19 protein-coding genes are annotated in these 21,080 nt (G+C 43.2%); 6 read left to right on the forward strand and 13 right to left on the reverse strand.

Annotated features, from left to right (window positions below; genetic code table 11):
* Positions 1 to 42: 42 nt before the first annotated feature.
* Both M1P97_RS05945 and M1P97_RS05950 read right to left on the reverse strand, forming a co-directional pair.
* Entirely contained in the window at positions 43 to 504 is a 462-nt protein-coding gene (locus M1P97_RS05945) for a hypothetical protein (RefSeq protein WP_249388641.1), read from the reverse strand.
* 38 nt (positions 505 to 542) lie between these two features.
* Complete coding sequence (locus M1P97_RS05950; protein WP_249388642.1) at positions 543 to 1,550, reverse strand: alpha-L-fucosidase; 1,008 nt, start codon at positions 1,548 to 1,550, stop codon at positions 543 to 545.
* A gap of 108 nt (positions 1,551 to 1,658) precedes the next feature.
* On the opposite strand from M1P97_RS05950, the gene M1P97_RS05955 reads away from it, so the two are divergent.
* The gene (locus M1P97_RS05955; protein WP_249388643.1) at positions 1,659 to 2,477 is read left to right on the forward strand and encodes a helix-turn-helix transcriptional regulator; all 819 of its coding nucleotides are present in this window, start codon (positions 1,659 to 1,661) and stop codon (positions 2,475 to 2,477) included.
* 4 nt (positions 2,478 to 2,481) lie between these two features.
* On the opposite strand, the gene M1P97_RS05960 is transcribed toward M1P97_RS05955, so the two are convergent.
* From M1P97_RS05960 to M1P97_RS05980, 5 genes are read right to left on the reverse strand one after another with little or no spacing between them, the layout of a single operon-like run.
* Positions 2,482 to 2,856, reverse strand: a complete 375-nt coding sequence (locus M1P97_RS05960; RefSeq protein WP_195373820.1) for a YbaN family protein — start codon at positions 2,854 to 2,856, stop codon at positions 2,482 to 2,484.
* A 2-nt stretch (positions 2,857 to 2,858) separates the two neighbouring features.
* Positions 2,859 to 3,833: a methionyl-tRNA formyltransferase gene (gene fmt, locus M1P97_RS05965; RefSeq protein ID WP_195373818.1), complete on the reverse strand. Its 975-nt coding sequence runs from the start codon at positions 3,831 to 3,833 to the stop codon at positions 2,859 to 2,861.
* Between the two features lie 3 nt (positions 3,834 to 3,836).
* On the reverse strand, positions 3,837 to 5,621 hold the full coding sequence (locus M1P97_RS05970) for a chloride channel protein (RefSeq protein WP_129733456.1): 1,785 nt from the start codon (positions 5,619 to 5,621) through the stop codon (positions 3,837 to 3,839).
* Between the two features lies 1 nt (position 5,622).
* Positions 5,623 to 7,023: a sugar transferase gene (locus M1P97_RS05975; protein ID WP_249388644.1), complete on the reverse strand. Its 1,401-nt coding sequence runs from the start codon at positions 7,021 to 7,023 to the stop codon at positions 5,623 to 5,625.
* Positions 7,024 to 7,025: 2 nt separating this feature from the next.
* Complete coding sequence (locus M1P97_RS05980; protein ID WP_195373814.1) at positions 7,026 to 7,586, reverse strand: L-threonylcarbamoyladenylate synthase; 561 nt, start codon at positions 7,584 to 7,586, stop codon at positions 7,026 to 7,028.
* A 342-nt stretch (positions 7,587 to 7,928) separates the two neighbouring features.
* Between M1P97_RS05980 and recJ the strand changes: the two genes are divergently transcribed.
* The 4 genes from recJ to M1P97_RS06000 all read left to right on the forward strand — a co-directional run bounded on the left by recJ (position 7,929) and on the right by M1P97_RS06000 (position 14,259).
* Entirely contained in the window at positions 7,929 to 9,653 is a 1,725-nt protein-coding gene (gene recJ, locus M1P97_RS05985; RefSeq protein WP_195373800.1) for a single-stranded-DNA-specific exonuclease RecJ, read from the forward strand.
* Between the two features lie 9 nt (positions 9,654 to 9,662).
* Positions 9,663 to 11,600, forward strand: a complete 1,938-nt coding sequence (locus M1P97_RS05990; RefSeq protein WP_195373798.1) for a RecQ family ATP-dependent DNA helicase — start codon at positions 9,663 to 9,665, stop codon at positions 11,598 to 11,600.
* Between the two features lie 89 nt (positions 11,601 to 11,689).
* Positions 11,690 to 12,991: an ABC transporter permease gene (locus M1P97_RS05995; protein ID WP_249388645.1), complete on the forward strand. Its 1,302-nt coding sequence runs from the start codon at positions 11,690 to 11,692 to the stop codon at positions 12,989 to 12,991.
* Positions 12,992 to 12,999: 8 nt separating this feature from the next.
* Positions 13,000 to 14,259 (forward strand): ABC transporter permease, encoded by a 1,260-nt coding sequence (locus tag M1P97_RS06000; RefSeq protein ID WP_195373794.1) that lies wholly within the window; start codon positions 13,000 to 13,002, stop codon positions 14,257 to 14,259.
* Between the two features lie 14 nt (positions 14,260 to 14,273).
* On the opposite strand, the gene M1P97_RS06005 is transcribed toward M1P97_RS06000, so the two are convergent.
* The 5 genes from M1P97_RS06005 to M1P97_RS06025 all read right to left on the reverse strand — a co-directional run bounded on the left by M1P97_RS06005 (position 14,274) and on the right by M1P97_RS06025 (position 18,536).
* Positions 14,274 to 14,657 (reverse strand): GtrA family protein, encoded by a 384-nt coding sequence (locus M1P97_RS06005; RefSeq protein WP_195373792.1) that lies wholly within the window; start codon positions 14,655 to 14,657, stop codon positions 14,274 to 14,276.
* Positions 14,658 to 14,692: 35 nt separating this feature from the next.
* The gene (locus tag M1P97_RS06010) at positions 14,693 to 15,415 is read right to left on the reverse strand and encodes a LytR/AlgR family response regulator transcription factor (protein ID WP_195373790.1); all 723 of its coding nucleotides are present in this window, start codon (positions 15,413 to 15,415) and stop codon (positions 14,693 to 14,695) included.
* On the reverse strand, positions 15,412 to 16,482 hold the full coding sequence (locus M1P97_RS06015) for a sensor histidine kinase (RefSeq protein ID WP_195373788.1): 1,071 nt from the start codon (positions 16,480 to 16,482) through the stop codon (positions 15,412 to 15,414). Before M1P97_RS06015 ends, M1P97_RS06010 begins: the two co-directional genes overlap by 4 nt.
* Positions 16,467 to 17,252, reverse strand: coding sequence for a sensor histidine kinase (locus M1P97_RS06020; RefSeq protein ID WP_249388646.1), 786 nt, complete (start codon positions 17,250 to 17,252; stop codon positions 16,467 to 16,469). The genes M1P97_RS06015 and M1P97_RS06020 overlap by 16 nt, the downstream gene beginning before the upstream one ends.
* Before the next feature lie 375 nt (positions 17,253 to 17,627).
* Positions 17,628 to 18,536 carry a DUF6268 family outer membrane beta-barrel protein gene (locus M1P97_RS06025; RefSeq protein WP_195373783.1) on the reverse strand — a complete coding sequence of 303 codons (909 nt, stop codon included), beginning with the start codon at positions 18,534 to 18,536 and terminating at the stop codon, positions 17,628 to 17,630.
* A gap of 216 nt (positions 18,537 to 18,752) precedes the next feature.
* Here M1P97_RS06025 and M1P97_RS06030 point away from each other — a divergent pair, with 216 nt between their 5' ends.
* Positions 18,753 to 19,997 (forward strand): Hsp70 family protein, encoded by a 1,245-nt coding sequence (locus M1P97_RS06030; RefSeq protein ID WP_249388647.1) that lies wholly within the window; start codon positions 18,753 to 18,755, stop codon positions 19,995 to 19,997.
* A 477-nt stretch (positions 19,998 to 20,474) separates the two neighbouring features.
* On the opposite strand, the gene M1P97_RS06035 is transcribed toward M1P97_RS06030, so the two are convergent.
* Positions 20,475 to 21,062 (reverse strand): Lcl C-terminal domain-containing protein, encoded by a 588-nt coding sequence (locus tag M1P97_RS06035; RefSeq protein WP_249388648.1) that lies wholly within the window; start codon positions 21,060 to 21,062, stop codon positions 20,475 to 20,477.
* Between the last annotated feature and the right edge of the window lie 18 nt (positions 21,063 to 21,080).

Here is a 21,080-nt window from a genome sequence, read left to right on the forward strand (position 1 = left end):
TTTGACACACCTGTTTCTCTTTTTTATCGGAAAAGAATGAATTTATTCCTTTACCGTTTCTTCTTCTGATGCCTTATAAAAACCTATTTCCGATATTTGGGGGACATCCCTCGTTTCTTTGATAACAATACGTGCTTCACAACAACGTACCGGATCAAATCGTAAAATTCGCTTATATCCGACTGTTGTTCCTTCCGCTACCGGTATCCATTCAGTATCCACCCGGCATTCTAATACAAACTTTTCTATTCGTTGTCCTTCTGTTATGTTTTCCTGCAAAAGCAACCGGTCGAATTCCCGTTCTTCGCCAAAAGAGACCCCTATTTCATTTTTACCGAAAGAAATCTTTGCTCCATCCGTCAGATTCTTTTCAAAAGTATTTCTCAGTATTCGTTGCATATTCATTAGGCTGGATACATCATTTTCGTGGATCACTCCTCGTTTATCCGGAGGCAGGTTCAATAGTAGCAATGAATTTTTCCCGACCGAACTATAAATCCCCACAACAGGTTATCTAATTTTTGCATACAAACCACCAGTTTCTATATATTTTCTTTTATCATCCGACCTACTTCCTGAAGTATCTTACGGTCTATCTCACGAATATTTCCATTATAATCCGGGCCGATATTCAATGAAAAGATATTTCCGTATTCAACGGCTTCCTTATAATCCTTATAGACTTTTTCTGCAGGGTAAGCTAACGAGTCATGTTGTGGCAATGAATAAAACCAATCCGCTCCACCTTCATGAGCTGATAATAAGGGATAAGTAAACTCTGCGACTAAATAACCATCGTACGCTTTCTCATTCTTTCCGGCATCTGCCACCCAGGTAAGATTGTCACCACCCAACGGGCCGGCACATCCCCGCTCACGTAAGCTCAGACGACCGGAAGGTGCTCCATGATTATATCCGACAAAACAATTGGGCTGAAACTGATGTACCCATGCCGTTGTTTCGTCATGTGAGAGACCTCCGTCCCCTACGGCATGATCAAACCAGATAAATTCTATCGGACCGTATTGGGTAAGCAATTCTTTCAGCTGGGCTTTTTTCATTTCCGGATCACTTCCGCCTTTCTGACTTTGTCCACGTTCGGCTCCTTCCCAATTCCAATCTCCTTCGGAAAAGTACAGAGCCAGTTTTATACTGTATTTATCGCACGAAGCACGTAATTTCTTCAGTACATCTGTATTTAACGGTGCATTGGTAACTTTCAGATCGGTCGTCTGTGTATCCCACAGACAAAAACCGTCATGATGCTTGGTCAGGAACAGGATATAATTCATACCCGCTTCTTTGGCAGTCTTTGCCCATTGATCGGTATTGCAGGAGGTTGCACGGAAGAAAGAGACATCATGTGGTTCACCGGTCCACTCCTTACCGGAGAACGTACTGTACGACCAGCAGATAAACATGCCGAAACGAAGATCGGCTACTTCTTGTGCCCTGACCGGATCAGGGATAACCTTTTTCTGATTACAACCGGTAAATACACAGAGTATTATCGTGTACCAAACACACAGACTTCCTACTATTGTTTTCATGATATTGCATTTAGAATTAAGTACCGGCAAAAATAAATATTCCTTTTCACATACGGATTGTATAATTTTTGGCTATTATTGTACAATCTTATTTCAGACAATAACAATATGATTCATTTAAACCATACGATAGATATCCTTACCGGAGGAACTTACACAGGTAATAAAACCTGGAATAAAAAACATTCGGATATAGACAACTGCTTCAAGATATATCAAATTACCGACGGGAAGCTCTTCCTGTCTGATGAAAACAAAGAATATTTGTTGGAGAGCGGAAACTTGTATTTTATCAACGGGAATAAACTGACAGCCCAGCAATGCCTGCACTCTTTCTCCACAAACTGGCTTCATTTCATTCCCAAAGATTTAATTATACATCATAGCCTGCTGTCGATGCCGTTAATTGTCAATTTTACGGGAACAATGGATATCATTTCCTGTTCACTCGCCCATATAGAGGATCTCGTCTCCGGTGAACCGACTTCCTATAAGGAATACTATCTGGAGTCATTACGCATGCAGGCCGGTATCCAGGCCATGATTGTTGCTTTATTGGAAAATTATCCTTGGACTTCCCCACAGGAAATCTACTCTGTCCGCATAATAGAACCAGCTATTCTATATATAAAAGAACATTTCACCGAACCTGTCCGGCTGAAACAACTGGCAGACTGCTGTAACATTTCACCGAACTATTTCCATAAGCTATTCAGGGAATCATTGAACACTACTCCGGCCAATTATATTTCATTGCTACGGATGAATGCAGCCCTCCCGCTTCTTGTGAACAATGAATATAATATAAAAGAGATTGCCTACCGGCTAGGGTTTTACGATGATGCCTATTTTTCGCGTGTCTTTAAAAACCATTATGGCATAACCCCCGGTGAATACAGGAAAAGGAGAAAAGAATTGTTGTTCTGAAAACTTATTTCTTCTTCGTGGGAAAAGAGATTATATGCCAGGTAACCCCGATACTGATCAATATCAGCAACCCTTTCACCCAGAGATATTCGATTAGAAAGAGAGAGGTCAAAATAGCTGAAAGCCACATGACTGAAATAGAAATGATTTTCGATTGCAAAGGAATAGCTTTGTCAACCATATAGTTTCTGATATAAGAGCCGAAATAGCGATTGCTCATCGCCCGGTTATATAACGTCTCCGAACTGCGAAGATAAAACCAGCAGGTCAACAACCAGAAAGGAGTAGTCGGGAGCAACGGTACAAACAGGCCGATTGCTCCCAATATCAGGAAGAAAGAACCCAGGATGATATAGATAATACGTCTGGTTTCTCCCATTCTTATTTTACAGTATAATTTCCGATTTGTTTATTACCGTTCAGGAAGTCTTTTACGCCCATCCGTTTCTTACCAGCCAGTTGAAGATCCACAAGACGGATATAACCATCTTCAACCACGATATCGATATAGCTCTTTGCGTCTGTAAGGATAGTACCAACAGCCTGATTATGTGATGCAGGATGTTTTTCGGCCTGATAGACTTTTAAAGCCTGACGACTTCCATCCACTGCAACCAACTCCGTCCAGGCCGCAGGATACGGAGACAAACCACGGATAAAATCATAGATTTTCTTTAACGGCTGATTCCAATCGATACGGCAGGTATCTTTAAATATCTTGGGAGCTGGACGCAACTCGATGACATCTTTAATAAACTCTTCCTGAGGAATGGCATCGACTTTACCGGCCAGCAATAAATCGACCGTCTCCGTAACCAACCCTGCACCTATTGTCATTAGTGCATCATGTACCATTCCCACATTATCGGTATCGGCTATCGGAAGATGTTTCTGACGGATAATTTTTCCGGTATCGATTTCATGAGTAAGGAAGAAAGTTGTAACCCCAGTTTCAGTATCCCCGTTAATAACAGCCCAATTGATCGGAGCAGCCCCACGATATTGTGGTAACAAAGATGCATGCAGATTGAATGTTCCGAAACGTGGCATATCCCACACTACTTCCGGCAACATACGAAAAGCAACCACTATCTGCAAATCGGCATTCAGCGCACGCAGTTCTGAAATAAACGCTTCATCCTTCAACTTCTCCGGCTGCAACACCGGGAGATTCTGCGACAAAGCATATTCTTTTACCGGGCTGGCCTGCAAAACACTGCCATGACGTCCAACCGGTTTATCCGGCATCGTAATCACTCCTACTACATTATAACCACCTTCAACCAAGGCACGCAGGCTCTCCACGGCAAAGTCGGGAGTACCCATATATACAATCCGTAAATCTTTTTTTTCCATCTTTTAATCTCCTGAAAAGTTTTCTACCAATACTTCGCGGTATGAATTAAATATCTTCGACTTCGACATAAATCCGACATAACGGCCTTCTTCATCCACCACGGGAAGATTCCAGGCTTTCGTATCATCAAATATACCCATAATCTGCTCCATCGGGGTTCCTATCTGTATCTTGGCCGGGGCCGAGACCATAAACTTAGATACATGAAACCTGTTATATAACTCAGGACGGAACATAATGTTGCGGATATTATCCAATTGCACGATCCCCAACAAAACACCTTTATCGTCAATAACCGGGAATGCATTTCGTCCGCTCTTTGCAATTACTTTAACCATATCGCCCAGCGACATTTCCGGTGATACAGTCTGGAAGTCTTTCTCGATCACACTATCGGTATTCAGCAAAGTCAGTACGGCACGGTCTTTATGGTGTGTAAGCAATTCTCCTTTCTGAGCCAGACGCATCGAGTAGATACTGTGGGGTTCGAACATCAGAATTGTCAGGTATGAACTGATGGAAACGATCATTAACGGAAGAAAAAGATCGTATCCACCGGTAAGTTCCGCAATCAGGAATACCCCGGTAAGCGGTGCATGCATAACTCCCGACATGATCCCCGCCATGCCCAGCAGGGCAAAATTCTTTTCCGAAATATACATCGTAAACGGGAAATAGTTGGAGGTATGAGCAAACAGGAATCCTGATATACAGCCTAAATACAAACTAGGTGCAAAAATACCACCACAACCGCCACCGGCATTAGTCGCACTCGATGCAAAAACTTTAGTCAGCAGGATCAGGAACAGGAATACGATAATTCCCCAGTAATTATCATTCAGGTCATAGAATAAACTCTTATCCATAATATGCGAGAACTGTCCGTTCAATAAAGAACCGATCGTATCGTAACCTTCACCATACAACGGAGGGAAAAGGAAGATCAGGATACTCAGCATCACGCCTCCCAGCAGAAACTTCTTCCAGTAAACACCCAGTTTCCGGTACATTCCTTCCACCCGGTTCATCACACGGGTAAAATACAAGGATACCAGACCACAAAAAACGCCCAACAACAGTACGTACGGAATACGTTCTATCTCAAAAACCTCGGTCTGAGAAAATTTAAACATAGCTTCCGTTCCTGTAAAAATATAGGAAACAGTTGCTGCCGTCACCGACGAAATCAATAAAGGCAATACAGAGGTCATGGTCAGGTCGAGCAATAATACCTCGATCACAAAAACCAGTCCGGCAATAGGTGCCTTAAAAATACCGGCAATCGCACCTGCCGCCCCACAGCCGACCAACAGCATTAAGGTTTTCTGCTCCATACGGAACAAACGCCCCAGATTGGAACCGATAGCCGCTCCGGTCAAAACGATCGGGGCCTCTGCTCCTACCGATCCACCGAATCCGATAGTCACGGAACTGGCGACAATGGATGTCCAGGTATTATGCGGTTTGATCCGGCTCTTACGCTGTGAAATAGCATAAAGGATCTTGGTTACCCCATGACTGATATCATCACGTACAATATACTTAACGAACAATCCGGCCAGCAGGATACCAATTACCGGGTAAAGCAGATACAGGTAGTTCACCCCACTGGCATCAAAATTCCCGGTAAGGATATGCTGTATCAGATGAATCAACTGTTTCAGTATGATAGCAGACGCCGCCGTACATATACCGACCAGAAAACTGATCACCAGAATAAAATGTTTCTCTTTTATATGCTTATCACGCCACAACAGAAACCTGTAAAATAAACCTTCTTTTGCCATTTTAAATACCTTTACCTGTAAACACTGTCTTTACTGTGTAGATCAATATTGTTATATCCAGCAGTAACGACATATTTTCGTAATATAAAACATCATATTTCATGCGCTCGATCATCTTATCCACATCACTGGCATACCCATATTTTACCATCCCCAAGGAAGTGATACCGGGGCGTACGTTATGCAGTAAATAATAGTAAGGCGCAACTTTTACTATCTGATCAATAAAATATTTCCGCTCCGGTCGCGGTCCTACTACCGACATATCCCCTTTCAGCACATTCCAGAACTGGGGAAATTCATCCAGCCGGTACTTCCGCATAATATGCCCGAACGGAGTAATACGTTCATCATTTTCGGACGATAGCAACGGACCTTTATCTTCGGCCCCCACATACATCGTCCGGAACTTATAGATCATAAAGGGTTTTCCCATATATCCGATCCGTTCCTGACGGAAAAAGACCGGTCCCGGAGAATCCTTCTTCACCCGATATGCAATATAAAGATACATCGGTGAGAACAGGACAAGTACCAAAGCAGATATGGCTTTATCCATAAACAGCTTGATATTCTTTTCTACCTGCGAGAAATTGTTATCTGTCACATTCACCAAAGGAATGCCACGAATCGTCTTTATCTTTACCTGTGAGAGCATACTTAACTTATCGGCCAGGACTTTGATCGGTAACTTATAAAGATAAAGCGAATAGAGTATATTCAACAATTTTTTATTATCATCCGTTTCTGCGGCAAGCACCAGTTCATCGATCCTCTTTTCTGCAACAATCATCGGTAAATCGTCCAAAGATCCCAGCACTTCTTTTTGATCCACCTCTACCGGAGTTACCGGATCTTCCGGTATAAAACCGGAAATATTATATCCCATCCGATAAAGATCTTTAGCAATACTACATGCCTTCTTCCCTGCTCCGATAATCAATACATTCATTGCCCCTTCCCTGCTTTTTATTTTCCGCAGGCCCGCAAGTGTGATAGACAGACGCAGGATATAGGTCAATACGAACTGTAAACCGAATAATACAAAAAAGAGTTCGTAGTAAATATGAAACGAACGAGGCAGATCGTTCAATACTACGATAAAAAAAATCAGAACAACTCCGATCAAAGAAGTGACAAAAGTTGAAAACAACTCGGTCAACCTCGACTTTCCGAACGGTTTATTGTAATAACCCGAAAAATAGTACAGAGTCAACCAGAAGAAAGGGATCAGAAACTGCCCTTTCAATACCTGCATATAAGCCAGATAATTACTGAAAGAACCGGCACCCTCATAAACAGCCACTTCCTTATATCGCAGCCAGTTAAATAAAAACCAGGCTACAGATGCAGAGATAAAATCTGATAATATGTATTTTCCTGCCTGCCTACTTTTCTTCATTCTTATCTGATAACCTGAATAAGACCTCCGGCACCAAGTTTTATAATATTTGATGGTTGTGCCTTGCTCATATCATCCTGACGATAGCCAACAATATAATCTACTCCGTTTTTGATTACATCCGATATTTCCGAGAAATTAGCCGGTGAAAGTTCACCGCTCACATTGGCAGATGTCGACACCAACGGTTTACGGAAACGTTCGCACAGTTTACGCGAAAATTCTTCATTCGAAATACGAATACCCACGCTTCCATCGTCAGCCAACAGGTTTTTTGCCAGATTTTTTGCATTGGAGTAGATAATGGTCAGCGGCTTGTCTGCCACTTCGATCAAATCCCATGCAACATCGGGAACATCCGATACATACATTTCGAGTTTTGCAGTACTATCCAACAAGACCAGCATGGCCTTATTGTCTGCTCTTCTCTTTAACTCATACACACGTTGCACAGCTTCTTCATTCGTTGCATCGCAACCTATTCCCCAAATTGTATCTGTGGGATAGAGTATTATACCGCCTTCCTGCATTACTTCGCAGGCCTTTTTAATATCTTCCGTCATTGTTTTTTATAATATTGTGACAAATGTACAAATGATTCGTGTACTTATAAAAAAATAATAACAAAAAAACTATTTTCCCTGAGCTATTGCTATTATCCATTTTAAATTCCTAATTTTACGGGTTGAAAGGAAAATAAAGAAAACTTCCGGAAGAGATGAATGAGACAGCAACACAGATCTTTGTTTCACTATGGGGAAACATTAGTTTCTCTTAAGTGAAACGAATGTTTCATACCTAAGAAACTTTTGTTTCATCCGAGTGAAACTTTTATCTCAAACAAGGAAGAGCAATGAACAGCCGCAAGGCTGTGTGGAAAGATAAAAAAGAAAAAATAATATATAATGACTAACAAATGGAATTTTCAAACCCCGACAGAAGAAGAATTACGTAAGAGAGATACGCTGGCGGCTGAGATCGGTTTCAGTCCCATTATCTGTCTCCTGCTTGTTCAGAGAGGGATTACCACGGCAGAAGAGGCAAGAAAGTTCTTTAAACCCAATCTCAACGACCTACATGATCCATTTCTGATGCCGGATATGGAAAAAGCAGTAAAACGGTTGAACAGGGCTCTTGGGAATAAAGAAAAAATTCTGGTTTACGGTGATTACGATGTAGACGGAACGACTGCCGTTTCGCTTGTGTTCAAATATTTAAGACCCTACTCTTCGACTCTGGATTATTACATCCCGGATCGTTACGACGAAGGGTACGGTATTTCCTACAAGGGGATCAATTACGCGTATGAAAACGGCGTAACCTTAATTATCTCACTCGACTGCGGAATCAAAGCAATCGAAAAGATAGAGTATGCCAAAGAAAAAGGCATCGACTTTATCATTTGCGATCACCATATGCCGGACGATACGCTTCCGGACGCGGTAGCTGTACTGGATGCCAAGCGGGTAGATTCTATCTATCCCTACGAACATTTATCGGGCTGCGGGGTCGGCTTTAAGTTTATGCAGGCTTTTGCCAAAAGCAATAATTTCCCCTTCTCAGAATTGGAAAAATTGCTTGAACTGACAGCTGTCAGCATCGCTTCCGATATCGTGCCTATTACAGGAGAAAACCGTATTCTGGCTTACTACGGACTGAAGCAACTAAACAGCAATCCCAGCCTGGGGTTGAAAGGGATCATAGATATCTGCGGACTGACCGGAAAAGATATCACCATCAGTGATATCGTATTTAAGATCGGTCCCCGTATCAATGCATCCGGGCGTATGATGAATGGAAAGGAAGCAGTAGACCTGCTACTGGCCAAAGATGTCGAATCGGCCCGCGAAAAGAGCGAAAATATCAACCAGTATAACGACGAACGCCGTGAACTGGACAAAAAAATAACAGACGAGGCCAACGCCATCATCGATGAATTCGCCAATATGGAAGACCGGAAGGCAATCGTAGTCTACAATCCGGGCTGGCATAAAGGAGTTATCGGTATTGTTGCCTCCCGCCTGACTGAAAAGTATTACCGCCCGGCAGTCGTACTGACCAAATCGTCCGAACTGATTACCGGTTCTGCCCGCTCGGTTACCGGCTTCGATATATACAAGGCGATAGAGAACTGTCGCGACCTGTTGGAAAACTTCGGAGGACATACCTATGCTGCCGGCCTTTCCCTGAAAGAGGAAAACCTGGAAGCTTTCACCGATCGTTTCCTAAAACTCGCTGCAGACGAAATCATCCCGGAACAGATGACACCGCAGATCGACATCGATGCCGTACTCGACCTGAAAGAGATCAATACCAAATTCATGGGTGAGCTCAAACGGATGAACCCTTTTGGACCCGACAACCAGAAACCGGTGTTCTGCTCACTGAACGTCAAAGATTACGGCACAAGCAAGCTGGTAGGTAAAGAACTGGAACATATCAAACTGGAACTGATAGACGACAAATCGAATACGCCGATTCACGGTATCGCTTTCGGGATGCATGAACACAGTAAGCATATTAAGGGGATGAAACCTTTTAATATTTGCTATACCATCGAAGAAAATACGTATAACGGGAACACGACCTTACAACTCATGGTTAAAGACATAAAGGTCGATGACATATGAAGGAAACCGGTGGACGTCTACCATAAGATATTAGAGAAGTACTGGGGATACCCTGCTTTTCGTCCTCTCCAGGAGGACATAATACACTCTGTTTGTGAGGGAAAAGATACACTGGGGCTAATGCCGACCGGTGGAGGTAAATCGATTACCTTCCAGGTGCCGGCATTGGCCATGGAAGGGATATGCATTGTCGTAACCCCACTGATCGCCCTGATGAAAGACCAGGTGGATAACCTGCGCCGCCTGGGCATCAAAGCCACTGCCGTATATTCGGGTATGACCCGTCAGGAAATAATCGCCCAATTGGAAAATTGCATTTTCGGTAATTATAAATTCCTGTATGTATCGCCTGAGCGTTTAGCGACCGAGATATTTATAAATAAACTGCAAGCGATGAATGTTTGCCTGCTGGTTATCGACGAAAGTCACTGTATCTCTCAATGGGGATACGACTTCCGTCCTTCTTACATGAAGATAGCCGACATCCGCGAACAACTACCCGATATACCAGTATTGGCACTTACAGCTACGGCAACACCTGAAGTAGTCAATGACATACAGGAACGGTTGCACTTCAATGAAAAGAATGTCTTCCGGAAAAGTTTCGTACGGAAGAACCTTTCCTATATCGTACGGCGCACGGAAGATAAGATAAACTCGCTGGCTCACATACTGGGAAAAGTTCCGGGAAGTGCCATTGTCTACGTACGCAACAGGAAACGGACCAAAGAGGTTGCGACCCTACTGCGGGAAGCCGGTATATCGGCTGACTTTTTCCATGCCGGGCTCAACCGTGATGAGAAGAATCTCCGACAAAGCCGCTGGAAAAATAACGAGTGCCGTGTCATCGTATCCACCAATGCTTTCGGTATGGGGATCGACAAACCGGACGTACGCCTGGTTGTCCATCTGGATATGCCCGGATCACTGGAAGAATACTATCAGGAAGCCGGACGCGCCGGGCGCGATGAACAACGAGCCTATGCTGTTGCCTTATGTTCGAATACGGACACTACAAAGCTAAAAAAACGACTGGCCGACGAATATCCGGACAGGGAGTTTATCAGCCGGGTATACGATGCATTGGGCAATTATTACCAGATTGCTGTCGGATTCGGACTCGATACAGTACATGATTTCTCACTGATCGATTTTTGTTCAGCTTACAAGTTTTCACATTTGCAAGCTCATCATGCGCTGAAAATACTGGAGCTGGCCGGTTATATAGAATATACGGAAGAACAGGACAATGCTTCCCGCCTGGTATTCACCGCCACGCGCGACGAACTTTACAAGTATCTGCACCAGGATAGAAAGACAGACGAGGTGATCCAATGCATCCTCCGTTCTTATACCGGACTGTTTTCCGATTATGTATATATTAATGAAGGGCTGATTTCCACCCGAACCGGACTGAGCCAGCAAGAGATATATGACGTATTGATCGGACTTTCCAAATACAGGATCGTCAATTATATTCCACATAAAAAGACACCGCTCATCATCTATACCCGGACAAGGGAGGAGATCAAATACCTCTCCATCCCGCGCTCGGCCTATGAAGAGCGTAAAGAACGTTTCGAAAACCGGATGAATCGGGTAATAGATTACATAGAGGAAAACCGAATCTGCCGGAGCCGGATGCTGATCACTTACTTCGGTGAAAAGGACACTTCCGATTGCGGTTGCTGTGATGTCTGCCTGGCCAAAAACGACTCGGGACTGAACAACCATACATTCAACACCATACGGGAGGCTTTATTGAAAACACTGGAAGACAATGGCCCACAGGAAGTAAAAAAGCTGCCGGAAGAGTTCTCTTTCCCGGCAGATAAAATCATAACGGCTATCCGGTTTCTTTCCGAACATGATGAGCGATTTTCTCTGGAAGACGGTATTTTAAGCCTCACGAAAACGAACACAGTGTCCGATAACGAACAGCGATAGCAAAGCTGCAAATACTGTATTACAACACATTACCTTTATGGCACAGACTTTGTTATTATCTGCATCGAACAATAATAACAAAGTCTTTTATGTATAAGGTCTATTTCAAACAGGCAGTTCAGATGCTGAAGCAAAATAAATTCTTCAGTATTATCTATATAGCCGGTACCGGCCTGGCTATCTCTATGGTTATGACATTGGCTATCCTGTATTATTTCCATACAGCCAACATAGAACCGGAAAGCTATCGCGACCGGATGATGATTGTCCAGTACGGGAAAGTCGCTAAAAAAGAAGGGAAAGGACAAGGTAGCAGTCAACTATCGTACCCGACCATTAAAGAATGTTTCTACCCGATGCAAATCCCCGAAGCGGTTACGGCAGTCATACCTTTAGGAGAACAAAGTGAGTTTATCCAGTTGCAAGGTAACAAAAATGTCTATAACGGCCTTGTCATGGGAACAGATGCCGCATTCTGGAAAGTTTTCCGATTCTCATTCCTGTCAGGAGCCCCTTATACAGAAGAAGAATTCACCTCCGGCATCCGGAAAGCGGTCTTATGCGAATCGCTGGCACGAAAGTTGTTCAATACGACCGATGCAACCGGAAAAACATTTCTACTGAATTTCGAAGAATACACAGTAGCCGGAGTCGTCAAAGACGTCCCTTCCATCGCTAATTATTGCTATGCAGAGTTGTGGTTGCCTTTCACCAACCGCCCCTCGCAGATCAAAGGAGGTGCATGGTGTAACTATGTCCTGGGACGTATGCAGGTATATATCCTGGCTAAAAGCCCGAATGACTTTGATGCTATCCGCACGGAGGCAGAAGACCTTTGCCGCAAATACAATACCAGCACAACCCAGTACGATCTGATATTAAACGACCAGCCCGATACTATTTTCCGGGCCTACCTTCGCAGTGGCGAATCATTCAATGTTCCCGACTATACACAGCTGTATATTCAGATAATACTGATCATCCTGATCCTGTTATTGGTTCCCTCTATCAACCTGACAGGAATGACGGCATCACGTATGAAGAAAAGAATGGAGGAACTCGGTATACGTAAAGCATTCGGTGCGATGAACAGGACATTATTGATGCAAGTTTTATATGAAAACCTATTGCTTACTCTACTCGGAGGCCTGACCGGCTTACTACTGTCCTACGGATTGGTCAGCCTGCTTAAAGGCTGGTTGCTGGGAAGATATAACTGGGATGGCAGTTCGCTGACCGCCTCGATAGACCTGTCACCTGGTATGTTCCTGAATCCGGTTATTTTCGGATACGCTTTTGCTTTTTGCCTGATACTTAATTTACTGTCAGCCCTCGTTCCTGCCTGGCGTGCCCTCAGGAAACCGGTTGTAGATGCATTAAACGATAAATAAACAGAACCATGATACAGCACCTTTTAAAACTTATATGGACACAACGCCGGCAAAATGCCTGGATCGTTGCCGAATTATTCATCGTATTTATACTGTTATGGTATATAATGGACTTTTTCATCACATTCGGATATACCGCTTCAATAGACAGTGCTTATGACATAAAAGATACCTATCAGGTACAACTTGCCACCATTCCGGAAAGCAGTCCGCTGTATGTCCGGTATGAAGAAGGAGAACAGCAGGCTGCCGCCGATTTCCTGTCTATCCTGGAACGTATCCGCCAGCATCCCCAGGTAGAGAGTGTATGCGTCTCCAACATGAGTGCCCCCTATTGTGCCAGTTACAGAGATATCAGGCTTTCGAAAGACACAATACAGACAAACGACTGTCATTTTATGGAAGTCACTCCCTCCTATTTCGAGGTATTCCGCATCCATCCGTTAGCAGGTGGAGAACCGTCCCAGCTGGCAAAGGCCTTGAATGAAAACAGTGTCATTATTTCCCGAAAATTTGCCCAGGATGAATTTCCCGGCGAACAAGCAAAAGGAAAAATCCTTTATCTGAAAGATAATAATGAAGAATTTCTCATCGGCGACGTTTGCGGCCCTCTGAAACGAGACGACTACAGGCCCGAGGAATATGCAGCCTATCTGTTATTATCCAACTCCGATCTGGCTCAGATGAACGAAGGCGTACTATCCCAATTCGAAATCAGCATACGTGTCAAACCCGGGTTGAATCAACGGGATTTCATACAAAGCTTCCAACAGGATATACGGGAACAACTGTCAGTAGGCAACTTTCTATTATATAAGGTAAGGTCTTTCGACGACCTGCGTTATACGCTATATCTTTCGGACGGACGAATGGATGAGATCCGCTACCGGGTTGCTTTCATGATATTCCTTGTCTTCAATATATTTCTGGGAATTATAGGCACTTTCTGGTTCCGCAACGAATACCGGAAACCAGAGATCGGATTACGGCTGGCCGTCGGTTCCACACGCAGCCAGATATTACGAATGATGATCGGTGAAGGCTGGTTGTTGTTAAGCCTGGTTGCCATACCAGCCGTTATCCTCTGTATCAACCTGGCTAAAATGGAATTTATCGGCACGAATATTATGCATATTACTTTCTTTCGTATTTTCTTCGGGCTGCTGCTTACTTACTTGTTTATGGCATTTATCATTATGCTGGGAACCTGGTACCCGGCCTATCTGTCGTCACGTGTTGCACCGGCCGATACGTTGAGAAGTGAGTAATTAGAAAAGCTTTCCTATTTCCGGAGGAAGGTAAGCCGTTTATTCATAGTGAAGTTAACGGCACCATATACGAAAAGGCCCAGGAACTGGCCCAGATATTCGTTCATATCACAGATCTCTACCATAAGTAAGAGAGACAGGAATTGCAGCCCGTAGGCACAGCCGAAAGCAACCAGGAAAAGAGGAATCTCACGCTGGAACTTTCCACTACGGGCTGAGAATATCCAGTATTTACTCCAAAAGAAATTATTGATAAGTGCTGCGACATATCCTGCGACATTCGACCATAGATAATTGCAGTCCAACCCCTCCATCAGCACCCAGATAACAAGGGCGGTAATGAGGGCATTCAGCGTGCCTACAATGATAAAACGCAGTATCCGTACAGATTCTTTCATGCGGCAAATATACGTGATTTTAAAGAGAACGAGTCCTAATCCGCCGGATTATTCTTCATAAAAAACGTCTCGAAAAAGGCATCACGGTAACTATTACCGATTGAAATCTCATATTTCCCGATAAACACGTCGTTGTTATCGAACGAGTCAATATAGTCTGTATTAACAATATACGATTTATTTGTACGGAGGAAAACATCCTTCGGAAGCATTTCATGGATGGCTTTCAGATTCATCTTCGTTATGATCCGCTGGTCGGGTGTCTGGATCACGACATAATCCTTCAATCCCTCGATAAACAGGATATTCTTAAACTGTATCTTGAAATAACGACGTTCGGCTTTGACAAATATATGATCTGCTGCAACAGACTCGACACTATTCTTATTATTGTCTGCCTTCAAAAGCGTGTGATAAACCTGTGCCTTTCCAACAGCATGTTTGAAACGTTCTATCTCGATCGGTTTCACCAGGTAGTCGATCGCATCCACTTCGTAACTGTCGAGGGCATATTCCGCATAGGCAGTAACGAAAATGACCAGCGTTTCGGCCGGGATCATCCTGGCAAACTCCAATCCGTTTACACCAGGCATCTTGATATCCAGAAAGACCAGGTCGACAGGGCTGACCTGCATAAATTTCCCGGCAGAAACAGCATCGCCAAAACTTCCACATAAAGATAATAACGGTGTATCCTGTACCAGTAACTGGATGGCTTTACGCCCCAGCGGTTCATCGTCTACAATTATGCAATTCATACAACTATTCTTTTTAAGTTTAAACGGAGATTGATCGTATATGTTATATCGGTCTCGTCTATTTGTAACGAATGACCGGTGTCGTATAATAGTTCAAGGCGACGACGTATATTAGCCAAGCCTATGCCTCCATCGGCTTCCCGTTCCTTCTGTTCGGCCGGTTTCGAATTGATACAGATAAAGGTAAGGCATCCTTCTTCCACCTTGAAATATAAATGTACGTACGAGAGCTTCCGGTTATCGTTGTTATGCTTCACCGCATTTTCCACAAAAGGAATAAACAGTAGAGGAGGAACAGTTATGTCTTCCATATTACCTTCTGTGGATACGATGAAATCGAAGTTATCACGCCTTATCTTTTCCATATTCAGATAATCATTCAGGAAACTGATATCGTCTTTCAGCCGTACTTCTTCCGAGACGCTGTCTTTTAACTGGTACTTCAACAGGTCTTTCAGTTTGGAAAGGACAAGGACAGCTTCATCGGGACTTTCTTTTATCAATACATTGGCATTGTTGAGCATATTGAAGAGGAAATGTGGGTTGATCTGGTTCTTTAATTGCTCCAGTTCCGACTGCATAGTCGCATTCTCTAACCGGTCGATACGCAACCCGTACTTTACATAGTCCTGAAAGACAATCACAGCAGACGCACCGGCAATAATCAGGCTCAACTGGATGATAGAAGAAACAAAAAAGAAGGCTGACAGCCAAAACCGGTATAATTCAAACTCCTTAACAATGTCTTCCTGCCTCAGTAAATAAGAAAATAAAAGAGCTAAAGCAATAACCAGAAATACGGAGACAACATATCTTCCCGGCTTATTCTTCAATAATAAACGCGGAGTCAATATAAATATGCTCAAATAAATAGGAACAAGCAATATCAAGCTCTGTACAATACTACTTTTAACAAACTCTTCTCGCTCTATCAAATCCAGATAAAAATTTACAGAGATTATTAGCATGCTGAGAGAAAACAGCAGGAAATGCCTGAAGATCCTCCAACGAGGTTCAACCAGCAAGCGCAGTAAAAAACCGGACGTATTCATCACAACCTGATACATAAATTCGTTTTACAAATTCCTCCATCGTCCACCACCTCCAACTTATAGGAGTTTTTAAATAGCAAATCGAGGCGTTGATTCACACCTTCCAGATCTTCACAATTCTCCATCTGTCCACCCGGCATACCCGGAGCAAAACAGATGCAGGAAAAATGCAACTCTCCTTCTCCAGCCCGAAAACAGAAATGGACATCTAACTGCAAATTTCCCGATGACGACAACTTCACATAATGAATGGCAAACGGAATAAACAACAAAGGAGGTACCAACTTACGGCTAACACCGCCCTCCTTTGTCACGCTAAAACTCAGGTTCGCATGCCTTGTCTTTGCCAGTTCCAGGAAACGTTCAATAAATGAAATCTCAGAAATCAGCAACACTTTCTCCCGTTTCCCATCATACAACTGGTAACGGAGCAATCTGCTTAACTCCATCAAGACCATTGAGGCCTGTGCCGGGTTATCAAATGTCCGTTTGCCCGCTTCATCAAGCATATTAAAAAGGAACTCCGGATTGATCTGGTCTTTCAATAACTCCAGTTCAGTTTTCAGGTTTAACTTCTCCAATTCGTTCTTTCGTTTATAAAGCCCTATCCAATGGCGTAGCAAAATCGTAATGGAAGTTCCTGCAATCAATAACCCGTAAAGGAAAAAATTACTTACAATCTCAACCGCCAGTATTCGATTCTTATAGAAAAAAGAATAATAGCCCGGTTCCTGCCCGGAATATAAATTCAGCCAGTAATCGCTCCCAAAAGAGACTACTATCATGACCGATATTAGTAAAGACACAGTTATGATATACAATACATATCGATTTTTCAGCAGCAATCCAGGTAGCAAAACATACATATGCAGATAAATTCCTCCCAAATAGGAAAACAACAAAATGAGGCTGACACACCAAATCACATCATCTACTTCGTCCAAAAAACCGGCACAAATCAAATAAGGCATATTGAACGCTACAAAAGTAAAGAATAGTATCAGCAACACATGCCTGGCGATTCTATATTTCGGGGCTATCAGAAACTTGATCAAAAAACTATTATATGTAACTTCCGACTCCGGCATAACATTATTTCTTTACTTATTTTGACAAGGTAAAGATGATACATTTTCTACGAACTACAAAACCTGATCTAATCAGAAACCATACTTAATCGCCACACTTGTATAAAAAGAAGGCGAAAAATGCGGATCATAGTCTCTGTCCATCGACCGGAACATAGCCTTCAAGCTCCGGTCATCGTAAAATGCGGTCCGGTAAGCAGACAGGCCGATCGTTATGGGAACAGACAGGGATTTTGTGATCGTCAGTTCCGGCTGTAATCCGGTTATTATGTACTGCTGTGTAAATATCTGATCTTTCCCCTCATGTTTGACAAAGGCAAGCATACCACTCATCGAACCGATCAGTTTCAGGCGAAACAATTTATGCAACTGGATGCCCCCCGATAGTTCCGCCCCATCCATCATCGAGACATTGACCATATAGCGTCCTTCAATCCGCCAGTCCACGAAAAGAGCCGGAAAGGCCATTGGGTAACCGAAACTGGTGTTCAAGGCAAGACCCATACCCACATCGAGATTGTCCCTCAGATGCCAGATTGCCGCAGCCATCCCTACACCCATAACATTATTCCAACGGACATAAGCCAAACTTCCGGTATCCATAAAGATCCCTGCTCCCACACTTGCCAATAACGACCATTTCTTACTTAACGGACGGATATAAGAAACTGCCAGCTGTGCATTGAAAATATGCGGCAAGTCTATATATCCCGACAAATCCTTGTTATTCATCGAAGCATAGGAAGCGCCCAGGCCTACCATCCAAGCCGTCGGATGATTGTTTTCATCCATCTTCATCGATACGGGGATATTGACTCCTCCCTGTATCACTTTCATATCGCCTTTTCCGCCAACCTTTTTGTTATCGACATCCTTAAAACCGGAAGAACCGATATATTCGGCCTTCAGCCAAACCTGTGCGCCTGTTTCCTGAAATATAAAAACTCCCAGCAAAATCAACCATACCCATCCTGTTTTCATATCATGCTTCTTTTTATTTTTGAACTTGATGCAAAACTAGGCAAACAGTCAATAGCTGAACTTTTTAGTATACGAACCGATAGTAATAATATACCAAACGTGTATTTTGGTATATTTCCGGTGATAGTAACAAAAGCTACCGGATGTTTGGTGGCTACACTTGCATTTTATATCTTTGCGCCCCATTTTTTCATTAAACAAAAGGCAAAGATGAACATGAACGAGTTGACATGCGGCTTAGATTTCGGGACCTCCAATTCCATTATCTCCCTCACTGATAATACGACACAAAAAGAAGTATTCTCATATAGAGCAAGTTCCATCCTTTATTTCCCGGATACGAACGAAATGACCTATTATGTGGGAAAAGAAGCCCACGACAAATATATAGAAGAGAATATGACCGGGCGCCTGCTGAAATCGGTCAAGACACTGCTTCGTCAGGATAAGTTCCTTTCTACCTGGATATTCGGCAAGCGAATGACACCCGACCAGCTCGTTACCTGCATCATTCGTCATTTAAAAGAGAAAGCGGAAGCTTTTACAGGCACAGAAATCACCGATGTGGTATTGGGAAGACCTGCGATCTTTTCGGAAGATGTGAAACAGGAAAACCTGGCCGTTAGCCGCCTGACGCTTGCCGCGCATAATGCCGGTTTCAGGAATATCAAACTGCAACTCGAACCGATTGCCGCCGCCCTCTCCTACGAACAACGGCTTGACCATAGCGAAAATGTCCTGGTAGCCGACCTCGGTGGTGGTACTTCCGACTTCACAATCATGAACCTGTCACCTGACAAAGTACGCAAGGAAGATCGGAAAGACGATATCATCGCCCACGGCGGGGTCTACATCGGTGGTGACCTCTTCGACTCGGAGATCATGTGGTATAAAGTAACTCCTCATCTGGGACGGGGCGTGAAATACCAGTCATACGACAAAGAGATCGAAGTACCCTCCATCCTCTATCGCGAACTGAAAAACTGGGAACGGACTTTTATGCTGAAAGAAAGTAAACTGCGCCGTTCGATGGATAACTATTACCATCTTTCAGGCAACAATCCGAAGATTGACAACGTAAGGGTCTTGATTGACAACAACTATGTATTCTCACTGTTCAAAGGAATCGAACAGTCCAAAATCAATTTATCGGACGGAAAAGATACGACGATCGATTTTGAGAAAGAAACGATCAGTATTCACGAACCTTTCACTCCCGACGAATTCGCCACAATCATCGAACGGCATACGACAGCGATCGAACAATATATCTGCCAACTGCTCGAAACTTCCAAATACAGCGCTTCGGATATCGACTCCGTCTTTATCACAGGCGGTAGCAGTCTTGTTATACCGGTAAGAGAAATACTTTACCGCATCTTCGGAAAAGATAAAATCCGTACTGGCAATACATTCAATAGCGTGGCTTACGGTTTGTCGTTAAGTTATAGAAAAAGGTGAAGCCTTTTTCAATTAATAATGAATAATTAATAATGAATAATTGGGCTTCGCGCTCGGATGTTAGAAATAACTGAGCTATTATAGCAAGATATGAGCTTATGTGCCCACCGGCTAACTGTCCTTAATAAGACAAACCCAGTTACAGGTTTATTTGCCGTCAGTTTTAACTGACGGATCAGTAAATGATCTATTTCTCTGGACTTTAGTCCCATTTTAAACAGTTTCTTTATTTACAGAGAAATGTGGCTAAAGCCAAAGAAGGAGAAACAACTTGTAATCCGTCAGCTAAAGCAGACGGCAAACGAACCTGTAATGGCGGAGTCTCTTTGATAAGGGGAAGCTCCAATGATAGCTCATATCTGTCAAATAGTGAACATTCATTTTGTCAATATTTGAATTTCGCTGTTTGGTTAGTAATCGCCATGCGTAAGTAGGAAATTTGGCCGGTCCCGAATTAAATTGACAAACAGGTAATTGTTAAAGATCCCGGACACAGCGAACGTAGTACAGAATAGTCTTAATGTTGCTACCCACGTTACCATCAGTGAAGCGCACAAGACACGCGTAAGTCTCAGTATCCTCCGAAGCATCCCAGTAATTGTTGGCTTTGAACGCAGTGAAATTACCTTTACCTATTAACAGAGGATGCAATATACATATCATCTGAAGTTCACGGTGAGTAGGTAAACGCCAAGTACCTGCATCGCCCCCCTCTCCACTATATGATTTACACTGATTCCAGGCAGAAGCCCAGTCAGTAATAGACCCCAGATCAGCCTGCATTACCTGATATTTTATTGACATCTTAGCATCCCAAATACCATTGAAACCAGAAACAGGTTTACCGACAGCTAAGTAAGCAATATTTGACGGTGTCTGCTGATTCATCGTTGTACGCCGGGAAGCCGCGTCAGCAGATGACAACACAGCCCCCAACGGATTCAAAGCACTTAAATCAATTACCGGATAACCGTTTGGCGTAGTAACCTCCTGTGCCGACATTGAACCGGCAGAGAAGATCAATAACAATAAAAAATAGATACATACTTTATTGATTCGATACATAATTATATTCCTCCTATA

This window comes from Parabacteroides leei, from assembly GCF_023369805.1.
In the GTDB taxonomy this organism is placed as follows: domain Bacteria; phylum Bacteroidota; class Bacteroidia; order Bacteroidales; family Tannerellaceae; genus Parabacteroides; species Parabacteroides leei.